We start from the raw sequence: 19,006 nt of genomic DNA on the forward strand, positions 1-19,006 counted from the left end.
ATCATTTAAAAAATTCATCATGATAGTCTGGACTTTCTTTTTGTTAGCCGTAATTTTTATTCTTGCTTTAGATTTAGGTGTATTCAATAAAACACCCCATATCATCAGCACCAAAGAAGCCAGCAAATGGACCTTAATTTGGGTTACTTTATCTTTTCTTTTTTCAGGAGTTATTTATTGGCTGTACACTACAGACTATATCGAAAACCCTGATAATCTAAAACCAGCTGTAGCCGCAATGAAATTCATTACCGGTTACTTAATTGAGTTATCCTTAAGTGTAGATAACATTTTTGTAATTGCTATTATTTTTGCTTCCTTCAAAATTCCGCAAAAATACCAGCACCGCGTATTATTCTGGGGAATTTTAGGCGCAATTGTTTTCCGTGGTCTAATGATTTTCTTCGGAGTAATGTTGATCAATAAGTTTACTTGGACAACCTATTTATTTGGAGCTTTCTTATTATTTACAGCGATAAAAATGTTGTTTTCAGGTGAAGACGAAGATTTTCAGCCTAAAGATTCGTTCGTTTACAAAGCATTAGGAAAAATTATTCCGATTACTTCTCATATGGAAGGCGAAAAGTTTTTCATTTCAACAAAAACCGCAAAAAGAGCTGCAACACCATTATTTGTTGCTTTGATTGTAATTGAAGTAATGGATGTTTTATTTGCTGTTGACAGTGTTCCCGCCATTCTAGCCATTACATCTGATCCGTTTTTAGTATTCAGCTCTAATATTTTTGCTATTCTTGGACTGCGTTCTATGTACTTTTTCTTAGCTAATATGCTAGCGAAATTCAGTTATTTAGAATACAGCTTAGTTGCTATTTTAGCCTTTGTGGGATTAAAAATGTTACTGCACGATTTTATCCACGTACCAGAATGGGCTTCTTTAGGATTTATTGCACTTTCACTTTTAGTTGGAATTATGGTTTCTCTTAAATTTGGTAAAGAAAAAGAACTTACTGATAGTAGCGAAGAATAATACTTTTCAAAAAATATAGACATAAAAAAAAGGAAATCTTTATGATTTCCTTTTTTTTATAATTCTAATACTAGATTTTAATCTCTTGAATTTGGCTTTCATTCAATTTTGCTGCAGACATTACTTCTGAAAAATTATTCGTATTAACAGTCTTAGCTAAATCAGATGGAATAATTACAACTCTAAAAGTTTGATTTTGAATATACTCTGGTTTGTTTAACAAATTATAAGTTCCTCTAGCAGTTATAATAAAATCGATTTTACTAAAATCATAATCATAATCCAACTCATTTCCATCATTAAAATAAATTGTTCTAGGTAGTAATTGCCAAACTGGAGTAGTTGGGTTAATAATACCTGTTAATCTATAAATCAAAACAGTTTCATCATCAAATAAATTATCCCCAATTTCAAATTTAAAAGTACTTTTTAAATTATACTCGTTATCAGCAACCCTACCTAAATTAACATTACTAATTTCAAATGCTTCAGGCATTAACGCATCTCTTCCCGGAGGCCCTTCTGGTCCTTCACAACTTGTAAAAGCGATTAATCCAACAACCGCAAAAAGGGTAAGTATCTTTTTCATAATTTATATTTTTTAGATTTATAAAGGTATCCCAAAAACCAAACCAAAAAAAGTTTTTAGTTGGCTTTGAAACGAGATTTTTGTTTATTTTTTTGCAACAACCTGATTTTTAAGCAGTATTTTATTAAAAAATAACACATGATACGGCAGCGAATTTTCCCAATATTCCCAAGTATGTGCTCCCGGACGCTCTGTATAATCATGTTCTATTTTATCGTAAACCATTCTGCGATGCAATTCTCTATTAGGTTCAATTAAAAAATCATCAACACCACAATCAATTATTAACGGCAGTTTATTGTCTTTTATTTTATCCAGCATTCCCATAACGGCGTGCTGTGCATACAATGCCGAATTATCGCTTTTGTCTCCAAAAACGGGCTGCATCAATTTTACCACTTGTGCCGAAGATTCGCGATTAAGCATTGTACTCATATCTATTGCCCCGCTCATACTGCCTGCAGCACAAAACAAATCAGGATGTTTGGCCGACAAATACAAAGCTCCATGCCCGCCCATAGAAAGTCCTGTTATTACTCTTCCGTTTCTATTGCTTATGGTTTTATATGTTTTATCCACTTTTTGAATTACTTCCTGCGTAATAAAAGTTTCAAACTGACTTCCTGGATTTACAGGGCTGTCTAGATAAAAACTAAACGTTTCGCCCTCTGGCATTACAATAATTATATTGTATTGATCTGATAAATTTTGAACTAATTTTTTATTTGGAGTATTTTTTAACCAATCACCAAAATGTCCGTAAGCGCCATGCAGCAAATACATTACCGGAAAAGCCGATTTACTTTTAGCATATGAATTGGGCAAAACTACAGCCGTTTTGTACGTTTTACTCATGGCTGCGCTGGCAATTTGCAGCGTGTCTACTTTTGCCGCGTACGACATTGACGAAACACATAAAAAAACGGCAAATACCCAAATTTTAAAGTTTTTCATTTTTATCATTTTTCGATTAAGGAATGTAAATATACCTTTTTTCAAAATAATTATATGAAAAATCCGACCAGCTTTTCACTAATCGGATTTATGGGGTTATTTTCTTTTGTTGCCACGACCCGAGCGATAGCGAACAGGCGAAGCAATTACACGAATTTTCAAGAATGAAACTTTGACAAAGTTTTAAACTTTGTTAAAGTAAAAACTAAAATTAAAAATTCGTGTTAATTCGTGTAATTCGTGGCAAAAAATTTATCATTCAAAAACCTAACTAATTATAATTTTATGCTCGTGACGATATTGCGAGGCACTTTTACCAGTATATTGTTTAAATGATTTACTAAAGTGACTGAAATTATTAAAACCGCTTTCGTAGCAGACTTCATTTATACTGATTGCTTTTTCGGCCAATAATTTTGAAGCATGAACCAAACGATATTCATTCACAAACTCTGTAAATGTTTTATTTGAAATCTTTTTGAAATAACGACAAAATGAAGGCGTGGTCATACTCACCAAATTCGAAACTTCGTCAATAGCAATCGATTCTTGAAAATGATCTTTTACATAATTAAAAATCATATTCATACGATCGCTGTCTTGTGTTTGAAGCTCCAACGAAAAACCATCAGCATTTAAAATGGTGTATTCTTCAGAAGATTCAAGTTCATCCAAAACACTCAAAAGTGTAAGCAAACGCTCAAACGGAAGCTGATGTTCCATCATTTCTATTTTCTTTCCAATTTGTTTTTTAGTCTCACCGCCAAAAGCAATTCCGCCTTTAGACTGACTTAAAATATTTTGGATTTTCTTCATCTCTGGAACTACAAAAAAGTCATTTCCTAAAAATTCAGGTTTAATATGAATGACTGTTTCGTTTGTATTTCCCGTATTTTCATTTGTAAAACCGCAATGCGGTAAATTAGAGCCTATCAGAATCAAACTGCCATTTGTGTAATAAGAAACGTGGCTTCCTATTTGTCTTTTTCCTGCCCCGCCGTTTATATAAACCAACTCAATTTCTGGATGATAATGCCATAAATGAGCTTTGCTATTGGTCTTTTCGGCGTGTTTAGTATAGGTAAAAGAACTTCCGTATGAGCTAGTTATCACTTCAAGAGCTGGGGCAATTGTCTTCATGATAAAATCTTTAAAAAATAATAGCAAATTTAACAAAATCACCTAAAATAATTTAAATTTTAACCTATAACGGTTTCGTAATTGAGGATTTTGTATAAAAATACAGTTCGAAAACAGGAGAAAATCGTCATTTTTTTCATAACTGATATTTTTCTGAATGTTTTTTTTCTAAAATCGTATTTAATCAAACGTTTTTATGGTCATCTGGTATTTTTTGTAAGAATACAGGAGTTTGTAAAAAATATTAACAATCTTAAATCATTAAAAAATAACAACTGAATTAACAAAAACACCTACAATAATTCAAATTTTAACCTATATCGGTTTCGTAAATGAGAATATAGCACATAAATTGGAAAATAGAGTAAATAAAAAATAGGCGCCACTGAAGTAATTTTACATCAGAAAATTAGTGATAACAATTTAAAACGAAATACTATGAAAGCGATTTTAAAATTAAGTTTAGTATGTGCAGTACTTTTATCAGGATTCAGTACTTATGCAATTGATGGAAATGAGGACTTTAATCTTCATGTATTGAAAAACGGAAAAATGATCACTTTTGGTCTTAACCAAGTTCAAAAAGCAAAATTAGCAATATACGATAAAGAAGGAAATTTGTTCTACTCTGAAAATGCTGCTGGTAAAGATGGAATTTTAAGAACTTTTGATTTACAAGATTTTCCAAACGGAACTTACTTTTTAGAAGTTGAAGACAATTCTAAAAAAGTGAGATATGAAATTATCGTAAACGATGATTTTACAACATTATCATCAAAAGCAATTTCGGCAGTATACAAATCAGATTCTTCTGCAAAAAATACAAGCGTAGCAATACGCTAAAAAAGTTTATACTCTCATACAGTATAAAAATGAGGTTAGATAGTTAGTAAAGTTAAAAAACGTAAGTTTTAGAAACAGCTCTTTGTGGTTATTGAGCTGTTTTTTTTTGTCCTTTATTATACTAAGATTTTAACCGCTAAAACTTAACCGCAAAGTATGTAAAGAGTTTTATGAAGATCATTTTTCTACGAAACTCCAGCAAATCAACTCTATCTTATTTTAAACAAAACATTAAGTAATAACAAGTGAATTAACCAAAACGTAACAAATAACGCAAAATTTAACCTATAACGGTTTCGTAAATGAGAATATAGCACATATATTGGAAAATAGAGTAAATAGAAAACAACAATCTAGAGCCTAATTTTACATTCAGAAATTTGAGATAAATAATTAAAACTAAATAGTATGAAAAAGATTTTAAAATTGAGTTTAGTATGTGCAATACTTTTATCAGGAATAAGTTCATATGCAATTGACGGAGGTAATGCTTTCAATTTGCACGTATTAAAAGCTAATGGAAAAGTAATCACTTTTGCTTTAAATCAAACTCAAAAAGCAAGCCTTAGTATATACGACAAAAACGGAAGTTTAATTTATTCTGAAAATGCTTCTGGTAAAGATGGAATTCTAAGAACTTTTAGCTTAGAAGAATTTCCTGCCGGTACTTATTTCTTAGAAATTGAAGACAGCGTTAAAAAAGCAAGACATGAAATTACAATAACAGACGAAAGTTCACTTTTATCTTCAAAAGCTCTTTTGACTGCTTATTAAACAAAAAATAAGCGCCGCAATGCGCTGTAAGAATTTATACTTTGTTTAAAGTATAAGGTTAGATAGTTAGTAAAGTTAAAAACGTGATTGTTTTAAAACAGCTCTTTGTGGTTATTGAGCTGTTTTTTTTGTGCTTTATTGAAATGAGATTTTAACCGCAAAGTTCGCAAAGTTTTTTAGACAAAGCTTTGCGAACTTTGCGTTTTTCTAAATTCAGCATATTAAAAACCATCGCGTGCTTTGCGGTTAAATCCACATAATACCTGTAAATAAATTCTTAATTCAATGTAAATTCAAAATCAAGAAAATCATTGAAAAATAATAACCAAATTAACAAAAACAGTAAATATTCTTTATATTTTAACCTATAACGGTTTCGTAAATGAGAATACAGCATCGAAATTGGAAAATAGAGTTGTTAAAATACACGCACCTCTGTAGTAATTTTACTTCAGAGAATTAAACTAATAATTTAAAACTAAGTATTATGAAAAAGATTTTAAAATTGAGTTTAGTATGTGCAGTACTTTTTACTGGAATGAGTACGTATGCAATCGATGGAAATGAAGATTTTAATCTTCATGTAATAAAAGCAAACGGAAAGCTTATAACATTTGCTCTTAATAAAGTGCAAAAAGCAAATCTGGCAATTTATGACAAAGACGGATCTCTAATTTATTCTGAAAATGCTTCGGGTAAAGATGGAATTTTAAGAACTTTTAATCTTGAAGAATTTCCAGAAGGAACTTACTTCTTAGAAGTTGAGGATAATGTAAAAAAAGTAACGCATCAAATCACCATTACAGATGATGCAACTGTATTATCAAAAAAAGCGGTTTCATCAGTTTACAAAGCAGGTTTTTCTGCAAAAAATACAAGCGTAGCAGTACGCTAAAAGGTTATACTTCTCATAAAGTATAAATCAAGGTTAGATAGTTAGTAAAGTTAAAAAACGTAAGTTTTAAAAACAGCTCTTTGTGGTTACTGAGCTGTTTTTTTTGTTTTAAACTCAAGCAGATTTCATTGTTTATTTTTATTTTGAAAAACTATTCTTAATAAATGTATAACACTGGTTTTTATGTCATTAAAAAAATGATATAAAAAAACATCCAAAACACCAGTAATTACGTATATAGTGTAAACAAAATACAGAAATAGTTTTAAATCAGCATTTTACATCATTAAAAAAGCACTTTTTTTGCATAAAATTAAATTTGTATTTGTAGTTTTGCGCGTTCCACATTAGTAATAAACATTAAAAAAAACATGACAAGATTTACCAAAACAGGGTTAGTTGCGGCCTTTTTTTTAGCAACTGTATTTTCTTATGCCATTGATGGAAAAGGAGATTATATTTTGAACATTAAAACCGGAGAAGGAAAAGTAGTAAGCTTTACTTTAGATACTGTTCAAAAATCATCATTTTCTATCTACGACGAAAATCACAATTTACTTTATGCTGGAGAATCTGCAGCAAACAAATTAGAGGTTTCAAAAACAATAAGTCTTGAAGGTTTTCCAGCCGGAACTTATGTTCTTGAAGTAAAAGCAAACGATAAGGTTGCAAAACATGAGATTAAAGTTGCTTCTAAAAAAGTAAAAACCGTAAAGTTAGACGAATCAGTAAATGAAAGTCCATCTTTTCGCCGCTAATTTTTTGCTCTAAAAATTAGAAAGCATCAGCCGCAGCTGATGCTTTTTTATTTATTCCCTTTCTTGATTTCTAAAATTATTCCCAATTTGAATCAGTTTCCAAAACAAATTAGAATCCATAGGAAGAGGGATTTTCTGAATATCATTCTCTAAATCCTTATTATAAAGTGACGAATGCAAAACAGCATAACATAAATCTAATAAATCAATTGCAGTAAAACTTTGTTTATACTCTAAGCGCAGTTCTTCGCTGTTTGCAAAACATACATTTCCCGTTTCTTTTTTGTCAAGAAACAATAAACAGTATCGATTTGTAATACTCTTTAGCAATTCAGAATTTAATTCTGATCTTTCCTGAAAAAGACTATTAAGAGTAAAATAAATTACTTTTTCATCTAATGAAATTTTTAAAACAAGCTTTTCTAAATCAACTTTCAGAAGATCTTTTTCCTTGCTTTCATCAACACGAAAATTAATTATTTTATCTAAGTATTGTCGAACTGTCATAATATTCTTAACTTTATAACTCTAAAGTTATAATTTATCCTTTGCATAAATGAAATATTTATTCTGATAAATCGTTTTTCATTATAAGAAATTTTCTATTTAATGCGTTAATTTGTTTCTGACAGCCCTAAAAAATCGATAAAACTAAAAAAACACCGTCTAAATACATGTTATATACTTGATTTAGATATATTTGCAAAAATAAAAAATAATAACCAAACCATTCATTTAAACCAATATTCATGAAAGAAAAACTAGCTGTATTAGTGCTGTTGACTGTTTTTTCACTTCGTGTTTCTGCTCAAAATGAAAAGCCTTTCATAACAGACAAGATAAGCGATAAGTATGCTTATGTTGATGTGATTAAAACTTACGAACGTATTGCTGCAAAAGGCTACAAATCTGTCGACTTGTTTCAAAAACTAGGAAATTCCTCTTACTCTAACTACAAACTAGAGAAAGCTGCCGCGTGGTACGGTGAACTTTTCGCTATAACATCAGATTTAGAACCTGTTTATTATTATCGCTACGCAGAATCTTTGCGATTTATTTGTCAAAATGAAAAAGCCGATGCTGTTATCGAAAAACTAAATCGTAAACCCAAAGTTATTACTAGAAAAAAGGTTTAAAAGAAACTGATATAAATAAAACCTCTCAGAAATGAGAGGTTTTTTGTTTTTATTCCACTCCAGTAATACCACAATATTGTCATTTCGATGTAAGGAGAAATCTCCGTACGCTGAGCACACACTGTTGTGGAGTTTCTTGTGGATATTTCTCCTTACATCGAAATAACAAACTTTATGAAGTTTTACTGTGTTATTAGAGATAGTATTCCGCTTGTGCATTATTTGGGTTCACGAATAAAATGCTTACCCTAGCTGATGCTGTTATCGAAAAACTAAATAGTAAGCTCAAAGTTATTACAAGAAAAAAGGTTTAAAACAGCAATAGTATACAAAATACAAAAGCATCCATTTATGGTGGATGCTTTTTTATCTCTTTACTTTTTTATAATCTTTTTAGTAATCTCAGTTCCATTAATTTTAGCCTTCAAAATATAGGTTCCTTGATGTAAATTGGATATATCAATTTTATCACCATTTAAATCAGATTTACCACTTACTAATCGGCCATTTAAATCAAAAATTTGAATGTCTTCAATTTCGCTGTAATCTTCAGTATGGAAATTTACAAAGTTTTTTGAAGGGTTTGGGTACAGATTTAAAGATTTTCTTTGATCTATAGAAACTGTACTTAAATTTTTTGCAAACTTATACAGTTTATTATCTTTAGAATAATACAAATAATCATTGTAAGCAAAAGGTTCAAGAATATTGTCTAATGAACTAATATTTTCCGTAGTTTGTAAAGAATTATTTAAAATCCAACCTTTCCTTTGAGTAGTTTTTTCTCTTGAATTCATAATAAAATATTCATCCTTATTAATTTTCAAAATAACCCCTCTATTGATGTCACGGAACGCCACGGGTCTTTCTAAATCATTTGCCAATGATAATTCTTTAACACTAGACAAAATATTTGTAGATAAATCCATCGAAACCAAGGATGTTCCTCCCGTTGAATTGAATGAACTAAAAAGCAAAGAATTCTCTGTTTTCACAAAATTAGAAGGAAAAAAGTATTGCATACTTGTCTTATCATGAATAGGAAAAAGATCATGGCTTTCTGCGTTGAATTTCAATATTGTTAAGTTATTAATACTTGAAGTAAAAAACATTAAATATAAGTTGCCATTTACTTCAATAATATCGCTAAAATCAACCAGTTTATAATCTTTATTTTTAGTATTTCCGACGCTTTTAGTATTTGCAAGAGTTCCATCAGTTTCAAACAAAAAAGATCTGCTAACAAAATATAATTTATTTTTATATTCTATATATTGACTCAAAATAGAAGTCCCGCCATTGGTCGATCCACCTTCAGTATATTTTCCTGAACCGTTTCCATCAATTTCTTCTGTTATTGGAAATGTTCCACCAGAAGTCCCATCACTTCTCCAAACTCTTGAATTATTACTCCCTTGAGGCTGAAATGTAAATATAAAGGTATTATTACACTTTCCTTGAAATGAAACTCTATTCGAAATAGAGAAATCATTCTTTATCATTATCGAACCAACTGCTGTTCCATCTGTTTTCCAAAGTTCTATAGAATTATCTACGTTTCTAATGATAAAAAAAATTGTATTTCCTACAGTAGTCAATCTTGTCACTCTGCCATTAAGAAAAGTTGTTATTTTTTCAGGAACTTCTGTTTTACCATTTATTTTCCATATTTCTCCATTAGAATCTACATCTTTGGCAATAAAATATAGATCATCATTTAAAATAGTTGATGTCTGTTTTAAATTTGCAACCGTCGAATTACCACTTCCTGCATTAATATCTTTTAACAAGCTTGTATTAGAAGTTGTTCCGTCACTTTGCCATATTTCTTTCCCAGTACTAGTTTCATAACCTTCAAAAAAAAACTTTTTATTAAAGAGAACTGAACTCATCGGAGTACCAGGAGAAAAATTATAAATTTCTTGTTGAGCACTAACTTCAGTAAATAAAAAAATAAAAAAAAATAAAAGTAGTTTTGTTTTCATATAAGTATCTTCAATAAAATTACATAAATATTGTTAATCAAAAAAAATGCTTTTTAATTAAATTTAACAGTAAATATATAACGATTTATATTACAAATATCATTTTACAAACAAAAAACGCATTCGATAGTTAAATCAAATGCGTTTTTATTATTTAAGAAAAAAACTATCTACATATTCCTTCTATACTGTCCGCCAACTTCAAACAATGCCGAAGTAATCTGACCTAACGAACAAACTTTTGTAGCTTCCATTAAATGATCGAATAAGTTTTCGTTTTTAATAGCCGCTTCTTGCAGTTTATTTAAATGCTCGTTTACTTTTGCTTCGTGAAACTGGTGTAAATTATCCAGCATCGTGATTTGATATTGCTTTTCTTCTTCGGTGGCACGAATAACTTCTGCCGGAATTACCGTTGGAGAACCTTTTGAACTTAAGAATGTATTTACACCCACAATTGGGAAATCGCCATTGTGTTTTAGGGTTTCATAATACAAACTTTCTTCCTGAATTTTAGATCTTTGGTACATTGTTTCCATTGCGCCAAGAACTCCTCCTCTTTCTGTGATTCTGTCAAATTCTTGAAGAACTGCGGCTTCAACTAAATCGGTTAATTCTTCGATGATGAACGAACCTTGAATTGGATTTTCGTTTTTAGCTAAACCTAATTCTTTATTAATAATCAGCTGAATTGCCATTGCACGACGTACAGATTCTTCTGTTGGCGTTGTAATCGCTTCGTCGTAAGCATTGGTGTGCAATGAATTACAGTTGTCATAAATCGCGTATAAAGCCTGTAAAGTTGTTCTGATATCGTTGAAATCAATTTCTTGCGCATGTAACGAACGTCCAGAAGTCTGAATATGATATTTCAGCATTTGTGCTCTTTCGTTGGCTCCGTATTTGTTTTTCATGGCTTTTGCCCAAATTTTACGTGCCACACGACCAATTACCGAATATTCTGGATCTACTCCGTTTGAGAAAAAGAATGATAAGTTTGGTCCAAAATCGTTGATGTTCATTCCACGGCTCAAATAATATTCCACATAAGTGAAACCATTTGAAAGCGTAAAGGCCAATTGTGTAATTGGGTTTGCTCCTGCCTCGGCAATATGATATCCTGAAATCGAAACCGAATAGAAATTACGAACGTTTTTAGTAATAAAATATTCCTGAACATCTCCCATTAAACGTAAAGCAAATTCAGTTGAGAAAATACAAGTATTCTGCGCCTGATCTTCTTTCAAAATATCAGCTTGAACGGTTCCTCGAACTTGCGAAAGTGTTCTGACTTTTATTTCATTATAAACCTCCAAAGGTAAAACCTGATCTCCTGTAACGCCCAAAAGCATTAGTCCTAAACCATTATTTCCTTCTGGTAAATCGCCTTGGTATTTTGGTCTTTCAATACCTTTAGCAGCATATATTTTGTTGATTTTTGCCTCAACTTCTTTTTCTAATTCGTTGGTTTTAATGTACAATTCGCATTGCTGATCAATTGCCGCGTTCATAAAAAAGCCTAACAACATTGGCGCTGGCCCATTAATCGTCATACTTACAGATGTTAAAGCATGCACCAAATCAAAACCTGAATACAACTTTTTAGCATCGTCTAAACAACAAATTGAAACTCCCGCATTCCCGATTTTTCCATAAATATCTGGACGCAAATCTGGATCATTTCCATATAAAGTCACACTGTCAAAAGCAGTCGAAAGTCGTTTTGCAGGCAATCCTGCACTTACATAATGAAAACGTTTATTGGTTCTTTCTGGTCCGCCCTCGCCCGCAAACATTCTAGACGGATCTTCGCCTTCACGTTTAAACGGATACAATCCCGATGCAAAAGGAAATTCTCCAGGAACATTTTCCTGTAAATTCCAACGTAAAATATCGCCCCAGCCTTCATATTTAGGCAAAGCAATTTTCGGAATCTGTAAATGTGATAAACTTTCAGAATGTGTTGCAATTTTGATTTCTTTATCACGAACTTTAAATGAGTAAACTGGATTTTTATATTTCGCTACTTTTTCATCCCAATTCAAGATAATTTCCCAATTGTACGGATCTAAATCCATTTTTACCTTATCGAATTGATTTAGTAAAAGATTTAAAAAGATTCTATTTTCGTCGAGTCCTTCGACTCCGCTCAGGATGACACTATCGTCATCAATTCCCGCTTTATTGATTTGAGGAACTTTACCAGAAACCGATTCTATGGTTTTGAAAATTCCGTACAATTTCTGCGCTACTTTTTGCTGTGAAACTGCAGTTTCATCATAACTTCTGTTGTTCTCTGCAATTTCAGATAAATAACGTGTTCTGTGTGGCGGAATCACGAAGATTTTCTCGCTCATTTCCTTTGTGATTGTAAAAGTCGACTTCAAATCTGAAGCCGTTTTTTCAACCACTTTATCCATAATTGCTTTGTAAAGCGTGTTCATTCCCGGATCGTTAAACTGCGAAGCAATTGTTCCGAAAACAGGCATTTCGTCTGGATTTTTATCCCAAAGATTATGGTTTCTTTGATACTGTTTTTTTACATCGCGCAAAGCATCAAGCGCGCCGCGTTTATCAAATTTGTTTAAAGCTACTAAATCAGCAAAATCAAGCATGTCGATTTTTTCCAATTGCGTTGCAGCTCCAAATTCTGGAGTCATTACATATAAAGAAACATCAGAATGATCCATAATTTCGGTATCAGACTGACCAATTCCAGAAGTTTCCAAAATAATCAAATCGTATTTTGCGGCTTTTAAAACCTGAATCGCTTCGGCTACATATTTCGACAATGCCAAATTAGATTGACGAGTTGCCAGCGAACGCATATATACACGAGGATTATTTATGGCATTCATACGGATTCTGTCTCCTAAAAGCGCTCCTCCCGTTTTTCTTTTTGATGGATCGACAGAAATTAATCCGATTGTTTTCTCTGGAAAATCAATTAAAAAACGACGTACTAATTCATCAACCAAAGATGATTTCCCTGCTCCGCCCGTTCCTGTAATTCCTAAAACAGGAATTTTAGAATCGGCATTGCTTTCGTGAATTTTATCAAAAACAGGTTTTGCAATCTCAGGAAAATTCTCTGCAGCCGAAATTAAACGCGCAATTGCTGTTGGAACTTTATTTTCGATATGATCGATTTCTCCATTTAATTTGTCTCCAATAGGAAAATCAGCCTGCTGAACCAAATCATTAATCATTCCTTGAAGTCCTAACGAACGGCCGTCATCTGGTGCATAAATTCTAGTAATACCATATTCATGCAATTCTGAGATTTCGCTTGGCAGAATCACTCCGCCGCCGCCGCCAAAAATCTTGATATGCCCTGCTCCTTTTTCGCGAAGCAAATCGTACATATATTTAAAATACTCATTATGACCTCCTTGGTAAGAAGTCATTGCAATTGCATTAGCATCTTCCTGAATTGCTGTATTAACCACTTCTTCAACACTTCGATCATGACCTAAATGTATTACCTCAACTCCTGTTGACTGTATAATACGACGCATAATATTAATGGCGGCATCGTGTCCGTCAAAAAGTGAAGCAGCTGTGACAATTCTTACTTTATTTTTAGGAATATATGGTATTTGTTGTTCCATTTTATGAATATGATAATTTTAAGGGAGCAATTTACAAAATATTTTAATATTTGGTTACTCTAATAGCTTTATGTTAACAAAAAAAGATTCACTATTCCTAAACTACTGGGGTAACATTTTAAATCACTTATTGATCTATAGTATATAAACCTACAACATGGCAATTTTGATAAATCTATATTTAATAAAGCAACTCATTTTCAAGATCTTAAAGTAATTTAGTAAAGTAGAAAAAGCCCCAAATTTTTACCAAACTTAAAATCTAAGTAATAACGTAAAAATTTAAAAAAATGAAAACTACATATCACCTAAGTATAATTATTGCTCTTAGTTTTATTATCGTATCTTTTAATAAGTACGAGAATGTTGAATCTAAGAATTACAAATCTAACGTTTTGGCTCTTTACAATAATTCAGATAATGATAATGTAAAAGACAATATTTCAAACGAATTCTTCAAGAAATATACTGATTTAAAAAAGTATAAATCTGATGTCATGTCCTTATACAAAAACCGATCTCTTGGAACTATTTGGTACGACGAAAATGAGATCAATCAATTTGGCATCATCTTATATGAAAACGCAAAAAAAATAAACGATTTGGTTATTCCTTACCAAAAAGAAATAGATCAGCTTTTTGATTCTTCATCAGAAACCAATCTCTCTGTAACCGATGCCGATATGCTTTTAAGTTCTTTATACATTGTATATGCTCAAAAAAGTAATTCAGATTCAAATAAAAAATTGTCTTATGACGCCATGCTGAAAGATTTTTTAAACTACAGTACAATCGAAAAAGCAACAGTAAAAACTGAGGACGATAAAAATCTTTATGACCAATATTATAAACTGCAAGGCGTTTTAAAACAATATAAAAAAATAGAACAATCTAATAAATGGAAACCTATTACAACAGAAACTCCATACAAAGATTTGCGTCCGGATGCAGCTTCAAGCACAATTGCTCAAGTTAGAACGCGTTTGTATTTATTAGGCGATTTAAAACAGGATTCTAAAAGTGATGTTTACGATCGTGAACTAATGGATGCTGTTATGAAATATAAAGTTCGTAATGGTTTTAAACCAAATTACATTCTGGCAGAAGAACATATTAAAGAAATGAATATTCCGCTTTCGGATAAAGTAAAAACTTTGGTACTAAATATGGAAAGAGTTCGTTCTATTTCGGCTGAGCTGGTGAACAATGACGAATACATTATGGTAAATGTTCCCTCTTACGAATTGATTTATGTTAAAAACGGAAAAATTGAATTAACTTCAAGTGTATTTGTAGGATCGCCTTTGACTAAAACTACCATTTTTAACGGGCAAATCGAAAGAATTGTTTTTAGTCCTTACTGGACAGTGCCGCAAAGTATAGTTGAAAATGAGTTAAAATTAAAAATAGCTGCCAATAAAAATTATCTTGCAGAACATAACATGGAAATGGTAAACGGTCAGATACGACAAAAACCAGGACCAGAAAACTCTTTAGGTTTGGTTAAATTCATGTTCCCAAATCCAGACGATATTTATATGCACGACACACCATCTAAAACTTTATTCGATTTTGAAAAAAGAACTTTCAGTCATGGATGTATTAATGTAAAATTAGCCAAAGAATTAGCAGTCGCCATGCTAAAAGATTATCCTGAATGGACAAAAGAAAAAATAGACAACGCAATGGCAGGAAAAGCAGAAAACAGTTTCAAACTTTCTAAAAAAGTACCTATTTATATCTGCTATTTTACTTCGCTTGTGAATGAAAACGGAGAGGTTGGCTTTTTTCAAGATGTCTATGAAAAAGATGCAGCTCTAACTCCTGAAAAATCAGCTGTTGCAGTAAACTAAATTTAATTTAAAACTTAAGAACCAATCGGAAATTCATTTATTTGAGTTTCCGATTTTTCTTTGTTCGCTGCATATGCCATAACTTAATACTGCAAAATATTCTCCTAATTTGAAATTTACAAAGAATTAAAAAACAAAATATCAAGGTACTAGAAGTCTATATTTACTTTTAAGAAATGTACCATATTAAGAAATTGTTTTTTTGTTAATTAAAACATGCTTTTTACTGGTACATTTAATAGTCATATTCATATATTTGGCAAAAATTTTTTTATGAAAAAAACTACCCTAATCTTATTACTAACTGCATTAAGCAGTGTGTCTTATGCTCAAAAAGCAGACACCAACAAGAAAAAAGTTAAGATAACGATTCCAAAATCTGACTTTTTCAAAAACATTAAAACATACAATATTATTGTTCAAGGAGACGATACTTGGAATGCAGATTACGCTGACAAGACCACAAAAACTTATGAGCATAATGTAACTAAAAACACTATTGAAGATTACTCTAAAAAAGATGCCTCAAACCCAGATGTTCGCGTTTTAATGGGATATAAAGGAGCTACTTACAAAAGAGCTGATAATGGTACTTATCTTTTAGACGGAGATTTCAAATATTTGGTTTTAGGAAAAAACAATGAAATCATATACGAAAAAGGCACAAATGCTAAAATGTATTCTGGAACTTATGTAAACGGAAAACCAAATCAAAGTTTAGCAAGTGACCTTAACAACATTGGATACAAATATCTTGCTGATAACAATATTTTTACAACCGAAAAAGAATTCACATTAAACTACGGTGTATTCGAAAAAGCAGATGAGTTTCCTGAACTTATCGAGTTTAACACTAAAACAAATGAATTTTTAGACAAAATTGCAAGCAATTCTTTAGATCAATCTTATCTAACAGAACTTGAAAAATTCTATTTGGGTTATGTAGGTAAAGAATACAAAAAATTAAAACCAAAAGATTACAATAAAGTAATTTACCTAAACTTATCGCTGACACAATTGTTCCTTTTAAATTTTAACAAAGCTTTAGAATACCTTGAAACTGCAAAGCAAGGTGCAGGTATGATGAGTATGTGGCCAGATGAAGCCAAAGCAAACATTACAAGTTTAATGACAGTAAACCAAAGTAACTTTACTGCAAAAGTTGAAAACCCAACATTTGACTCGGCTTACTACATCTATATTAACGGAACTGTATCTCAAAACGGAAAAACACAAACTGGAAAACTAAAAACGGATCGATTTGCAAATCGTGCAGAGGGAAGTATTCTATCTTCAAATGATCCAACTGAATCAAAAGTTTGGATTTATAAAGATAATGGTGAAACTGATTTTGTTGTAGTTAACGACAAAACAACTATTACTACAGATAAAGGATTAGAATTGAAATTTATTAAATACAACAACGCCTTTATTTTAGTAGAAAAAACAGCAGATTCGTCTTTTAAAAAATATGAATCTTCTGCAACTGAAATTTATGCAGAGAAAGACGGAAAATTTGAAGTAAAGCAATAAGCTCATTTTTTTTTTAATACCTATTAAAAAGATTCAACTAAAAAAGTTGAATCTTTTTTTTTTGCAGTTTTGTCGTCTCTCCCATTCATCAAATTTCTATATCTAAGAAATTGAAAGCTGTTCTAATGTTAATTATAAAACAAATTGTTACAGGTCCTCAAATAAAATTGTGGCTTTATTTTTGAATAAGTAGTATTTTTGAAACTTAAATAAAAACTCTATAATGAAAAAGATTTTAATTCTGTCTCTTCTATTTTCTCTAAGTTCTCAGGCTCAGGTAAAAGAAACCTTAGCTCAAAAAATATCAAAACTATCTACTAAAGTTTCAGGAGTTGGCGGCGTTGATATTGCATCTGGACTAAAAGAGGCTCTAAATAAAGGAATTACAGAACAAGTAAGTAAATTAACCGCCGTAGATGGTTTTTATAAAAATGAAGCTGTAAAAATTCTAATGCCCGAAGAGCTGCAAAAAGTCGATGCCACTTTAAGAAAAGTTGGATTAAGTTCACTTGCCGATGAAGGCGTTAAAATGCTTAATCGTGCTGCCGAAGATGCTGTGAAAGAAGCAACTCCAATCTTTGTTTCGGCAGTGAAAAATATGTCGATTACCGATGCAAAAAATATTTTATTAGGAAGTGAAAACGCTGCAACAACTTATTTACAAAGCAATACAACTAAATCTTTATACGGAAAATTTAATCCCGTAATTAAAAGCTCATTCGAAAAAGTAGGGGCAGATGTAGTGTGGAAAAACATTATAAATAAATACAACACAATCCCGCTTGTGAAAAAAGTAAATCCAGATTTAACGGATTATACAACAACTCAGGCGTTATCCGGCGTTTTTAAAATGATTGCTGTTGAAGAAAAAGATATCCGTACTAACATTAGCGCAAGAACAACACCTTTATTGAAAAATGTTTTTGCAATGCAGGATAAAAAATAGTTTTTTTTGTTTAACTGCTTAATCGTNNACGATTAAGCAGTTAAACAATTAACCGATTAAACCAAAAAACGAAATGCAAAAAATAACCATTCTGATTCATTGCAAAGACCAAAAAGGAATTATCGCTGCAGTGACAACTTTTATTGCCAAAGTTGAAGGAAATATTATTTACATTGATCAGCATGTTGATGTAGAACAAAATGTCTTTTTTATGCGATTGGAATGCGAATTAACCAATCCGAAAACGACAATCGAAGATTTTAAAACTGATTTTGATCAATCTATCGCCGCCGACTTTAATATGTCTTGGGATTTGTACAACCAAGAACAAAAGCCAAAAATGGCATTGTTCGTTTCTAAATACGATCACTGCTTATTTGATATTTTAGGACGTTACAGTGCTGGCGAATTAAACATCGAAATTCCGCTTATTATCAGCAATCATAACGATTTAAGATCAATTGCTGAGCGATTCGACATTCCGTTTCATTGCGTGCCTTTTACAAAAGACAATAAAGAAGAAGGCGAAGCTAAACAAATTGAACTTTTAAAAAGATATCAAATCAATTTTATTGTTTTAGCACGCTATATGCAGATTATCACACCCAATTTGATTTCGCTTTACGAAAATAGAATCATTAATATCCACCATTCGTTTTTACCCGCTTTTCCGGGAGCAAAACCCTATCATTCAGCCTTTAAACGTGGTGTAAAAATTATTGGTGCAACAAGCCATTACGTCACCGAAGAATTAGATGAAGGACCAATTATCGAGCAGGATATTGCCAGAGTTTCTCATATTCACTCAGTTGAAGATTTTATCATGAAAGGCCGTGATTTGGAACGCATTGTTCTTGCAAGAGCAATTAAACTGCATGCAGAAAGAAAAACAATGGTTTATAGTAATAAGACAGTTGTTTTTTCTTAGAGACTAAGATTCTGAGATACTAAGGTTCTAAGGTTTTCTCCTTTTTATAAAATAAGTAAACCCGACCAGCTTT

Annotated in this window: 16 protein-coding genes; 10 read left to right on the plus strand and 6 right to left on the minus strand. The window is 31.4% G+C overall.

The window, feature by feature from the left end; genetic code table 11:
• The first annotated feature begins 19 nt into the window (after nt 1-19).
• Nucleotides 20-988, plus strand: a complete 969-nt coding sequence (locus B0A75_RS15410; protein ID WP_089055174.1) for a TerC family protein — start codon at nt 20-22, stop codon at nt 986-988.
• Nucleotides 989-1,058: 70 nt separating this feature from the next.
• On the opposite strand, the gene B0A75_RS15415 is transcribed toward B0A75_RS15410, so the two are convergent.
• From B0A75_RS15415 to B0A75_RS15425, 3 genes are all read right to left on the minus strand, one after another.
• Nucleotides 1,059-1,577: a hypothetical protein gene (locus B0A75_RS15415; RefSeq protein WP_089055175.1), complete on the minus strand. Its 519-nt coding sequence runs from the start codon at nt 1,575-1,577 to the stop codon at nt 1,059-1,061.
• A gap of 84 nt (nt 1,578-1,661) precedes the next feature.
• The gene (locus B0A75_RS15420) at nt 1,662-2,531 is read right to left on the minus strand and encodes an alpha/beta hydrolase (protein ID WP_089055249.1); all 870 of its coding nucleotides are present in this window, start codon (nt 2,529-2,531) and stop codon (nt 1,662-1,664) included.
• A gap of 267 nt (nt 2,532-2,798) precedes the next feature.
• On the minus strand, nt 2,799-3,671 hold the full coding sequence (locus B0A75_RS15425; RefSeq protein ID WP_089055176.1) for an AraC family transcriptional regulator: 873 nt from the start codon (nt 3,669-3,671) through the stop codon (nt 2,799-2,801).
• A 438-nt stretch (nt 3,672-4,109) separates the two neighbouring features.
• Between B0A75_RS15425 and B0A75_RS15430 the strand changes: the two genes are divergently transcribed.
• From B0A75_RS15430 to B0A75_RS15445, 4 genes are all read left to right on the plus strand, one after another.
• The gene (locus tag B0A75_RS15430) at nt 4,110-4,514 is read left to right on the plus strand and encodes a T9SS type A sorting domain-containing protein (RefSeq protein ID WP_089055177.1); all 405 of its coding nucleotides are present in this window, start codon (nt 4,110-4,112) and stop codon (nt 4,512-4,514) included.
• A gap of 408 nt (nt 4,515-4,922) precedes the next feature.
• On the plus strand, nt 4,923-5,288 hold the full coding sequence (locus B0A75_RS15435) for a T9SS type A sorting domain-containing protein (RefSeq protein WP_089055178.1): 366 nt from the start codon (nt 4,923-4,925) through the stop codon (nt 5,286-5,288).
• A gap of 487 nt (nt 5,289-5,775) precedes the next feature.
• A complete protein-coding gene (locus tag B0A75_RS15440) occupies nt 5,776-6,183 on the plus strand; it encodes a T9SS type A sorting domain-containing protein (protein WP_089055179.1) in 408 nt (135 codons plus the stop codon).
• A gap of 371 nt (nt 6,184-6,554) precedes the next feature.
• Nucleotides 6,555-6,941, plus strand: a complete 387-nt coding sequence (locus B0A75_RS15445) for a secretion protein (RefSeq protein ID WP_089055180.1) — start codon at nt 6,555-6,557, stop codon at nt 6,939-6,941.
• Nucleotides 6,942-6,992: 51 nt separating this feature from the next.
• On the opposite strand, the gene B0A75_RS15450 is transcribed toward B0A75_RS15445, so the two are convergent.
• A complete protein-coding gene (locus tag B0A75_RS15450; protein WP_089055181.1) occupies nt 6,993-7,448 on the minus strand; it encodes a type ISP restriction/modification enzyme in 456 nt (151 codons plus the stop codon).
• A 242-nt stretch (nt 7,449-7,690) separates the two neighbouring features.
• On the opposite strand from B0A75_RS15450, the gene B0A75_RS15455 reads away from it, so the two are divergent.
• On the plus strand, nt 7,691-8,077 hold the full coding sequence (locus B0A75_RS15455) for a flagellar motor protein MotB (protein WP_089055182.1): 387 nt from the start codon (nt 7,691-7,693) through the stop codon (nt 8,075-8,077).
• 374 nt (nt 8,078-8,451) lie between these two features.
• On the opposite strand, the gene B0A75_RS15460 is transcribed toward B0A75_RS15455, so the two are convergent.
• Nucleotides 8,452-10,062 (minus strand): T9SS type A sorting domain-containing protein, encoded by a 1,611-nt coding sequence (locus tag B0A75_RS15460; protein WP_089055183.1) that lies wholly within the window; start codon nt 10,060-10,062, stop codon nt 8,452-8,454.
• A 170-nt stretch (nt 10,063-10,232) separates the two neighbouring features.
• A complete protein-coding gene (locus tag B0A75_RS15465) occupies nt 10,233-13,673 on the minus strand; it encodes a methylmalonyl-CoA mutase family protein (protein WP_089055184.1) in 3,441 nt (1,146 codons plus the stop codon).
• A 290-nt stretch (nt 13,674-13,963) separates the two neighbouring features.
• Between B0A75_RS15465 and B0A75_RS15470 the strand changes: the two genes are divergently transcribed.
• The 4 genes from B0A75_RS15470 to purU all read left to right on the plus strand — a co-directional run bounded on the left by B0A75_RS15470 (nt 13,964) and on the right by purU (nt 18,933).
• The gene (locus B0A75_RS15470) at nt 13,964-15,526 is read left to right on the plus strand and encodes a L,D-transpeptidase family protein (RefSeq protein ID WP_089055185.1); all 1,563 of its coding nucleotides are present in this window, start codon (nt 13,964-13,966) and stop codon (nt 15,524-15,526) included.
• A gap of 273 nt (nt 15,527-15,799) precedes the next feature.
• The gene (locus B0A75_RS15475) at nt 15,800-17,059 is read left to right on the plus strand and encodes a hypothetical protein (protein ID WP_123872385.1); all 1,260 of its coding nucleotides are present in this window, start codon (nt 15,800-15,802) and stop codon (nt 17,057-17,059) included.
• A gap of 223 nt (nt 17,060-17,282) precedes the next feature.
• Entirely contained in the window at nt 17,283-18,005 is a 723-nt protein-coding gene (locus tag B0A75_RS15480; protein WP_089055187.1) for a DUF4197 domain-containing protein, read from the plus strand.
• A gap of 73 nt (nt 18,006-18,078) precedes the next feature.
• Entirely contained in the window at nt 18,079-18,933 is an 855-nt protein-coding gene (purU, locus tag B0A75_RS15485; RefSeq protein WP_089055188.1) for a formyltetrahydrofolate deformylase, read from the plus strand.
• The last annotated feature ends 73 nt before the right edge of the window (nt 18,934-19,006 follow it).

It is taken from the genome of Flavobacterium oncorhynchi (assembly GCF_002217355.1).
Classification (GTDB): Bacteria; Bacteroidota; Bacteroidia; order Flavobacteriales; family Flavobacteriaceae; genus Flavobacterium; species Flavobacterium oncorhynchi.

Coding starts and splice junctions, on each gene's coding strand:
- B0A75_RS15410 (WP_089055174.1), top strand. CDS start 20: ATGATAGTCTGGACTTTCTTTTTGTTAGCCGTAATTTTTATTCTTGCT.
- B0A75_RS15415 (WP_089055175.1), bottom strand. CDS start 1,577: ATGAAAAAGATACTTACCCTTTTTGCGGTTGTTGGATTAATCGCTTTT.
- B0A75_RS15420 (WP_089055249.1), bottom strand. CDS start 2,531: ATGAAAAACTTTAAAATTTGGGTATTTGCCGTTTTTTTATGTGTTTCG.
- B0A75_RS15425 (WP_089055176.1), bottom strand. CDS start 3,671: ATGAAGACAATTGCCCCAGCTCTTGAAGTGATAACTAGCTCATACGGA.
- B0A75_RS15430 (WP_089055177.1), top strand. CDS start 4,110: ATGAAAGCGATTTTAAAATTAAGTTTAGTATGTGCAGTACTTTTATCA.
- B0A75_RS15435 (WP_089055178.1), top strand. CDS start 4,923: ATGAAAAAGATTTTAAAATTGAGTTTAGTATGTGCAATACTTTTATCA.
- B0A75_RS15440 (WP_089055179.1), top strand. CDS start 5,776: ATGAAAAAGATTTTAAAATTGAGTTTAGTATGTGCAGTACTTTTTACT.
- B0A75_RS15445 (WP_089055180.1), top strand. CDS start 6,555: ATGACAAGATTTACCAAAACAGGGTTAGTTGCGGCCTTTTTTTTAGCA.
- B0A75_RS15450 (WP_089055181.1), bottom strand. CDS start 7,448: ATGACAGTTCGACAATACTTAGATAAAATAATTAATTTTCGTGTTGAT.
- B0A75_RS15455 (WP_089055182.1), top strand. CDS start 7,691: ATGAAAGAAAAACTAGCTGTATTAGTGCTGTTGACTGTTTTTTCACTT.
- B0A75_RS15460 (WP_089055183.1), bottom strand. CDS start 10,062: ATGAAAACAAAACTACTTTTATTTTTTTTTATTTTTTTATTTACTGAA.
- B0A75_RS15465 (WP_089055184.1), bottom strand. CDS start 13,673: ATGGAACAACAAATACCATATATTCCTAAAAATAAAGTAAGAATTGTC.
- B0A75_RS15470 (WP_089055185.1), top strand. CDS start 13,964: ATGAAAACTACATATCACCTAAGTATAATTATTGCTCTTAGTTTTATT.
- B0A75_RS15475 (WP_123872385.1), top strand. CDS start 15,800: ATGAAAAAAACTACCCTAATCTTATTACTAACTGCATTAAGCAGTGTG.
- B0A75_RS15480 (WP_089055187.1), top strand. CDS start 17,283: ATGAAAAAGATTTTAATTCTGTCTCTTCTATTTTCTCTAAGTTCTCAG.
- purU (WP_089055188.1), top strand. CDS start 18,079: ATGCAAAAAATAACCATTCTGATTCATTGCAAAGACCAAAAAGGAATT.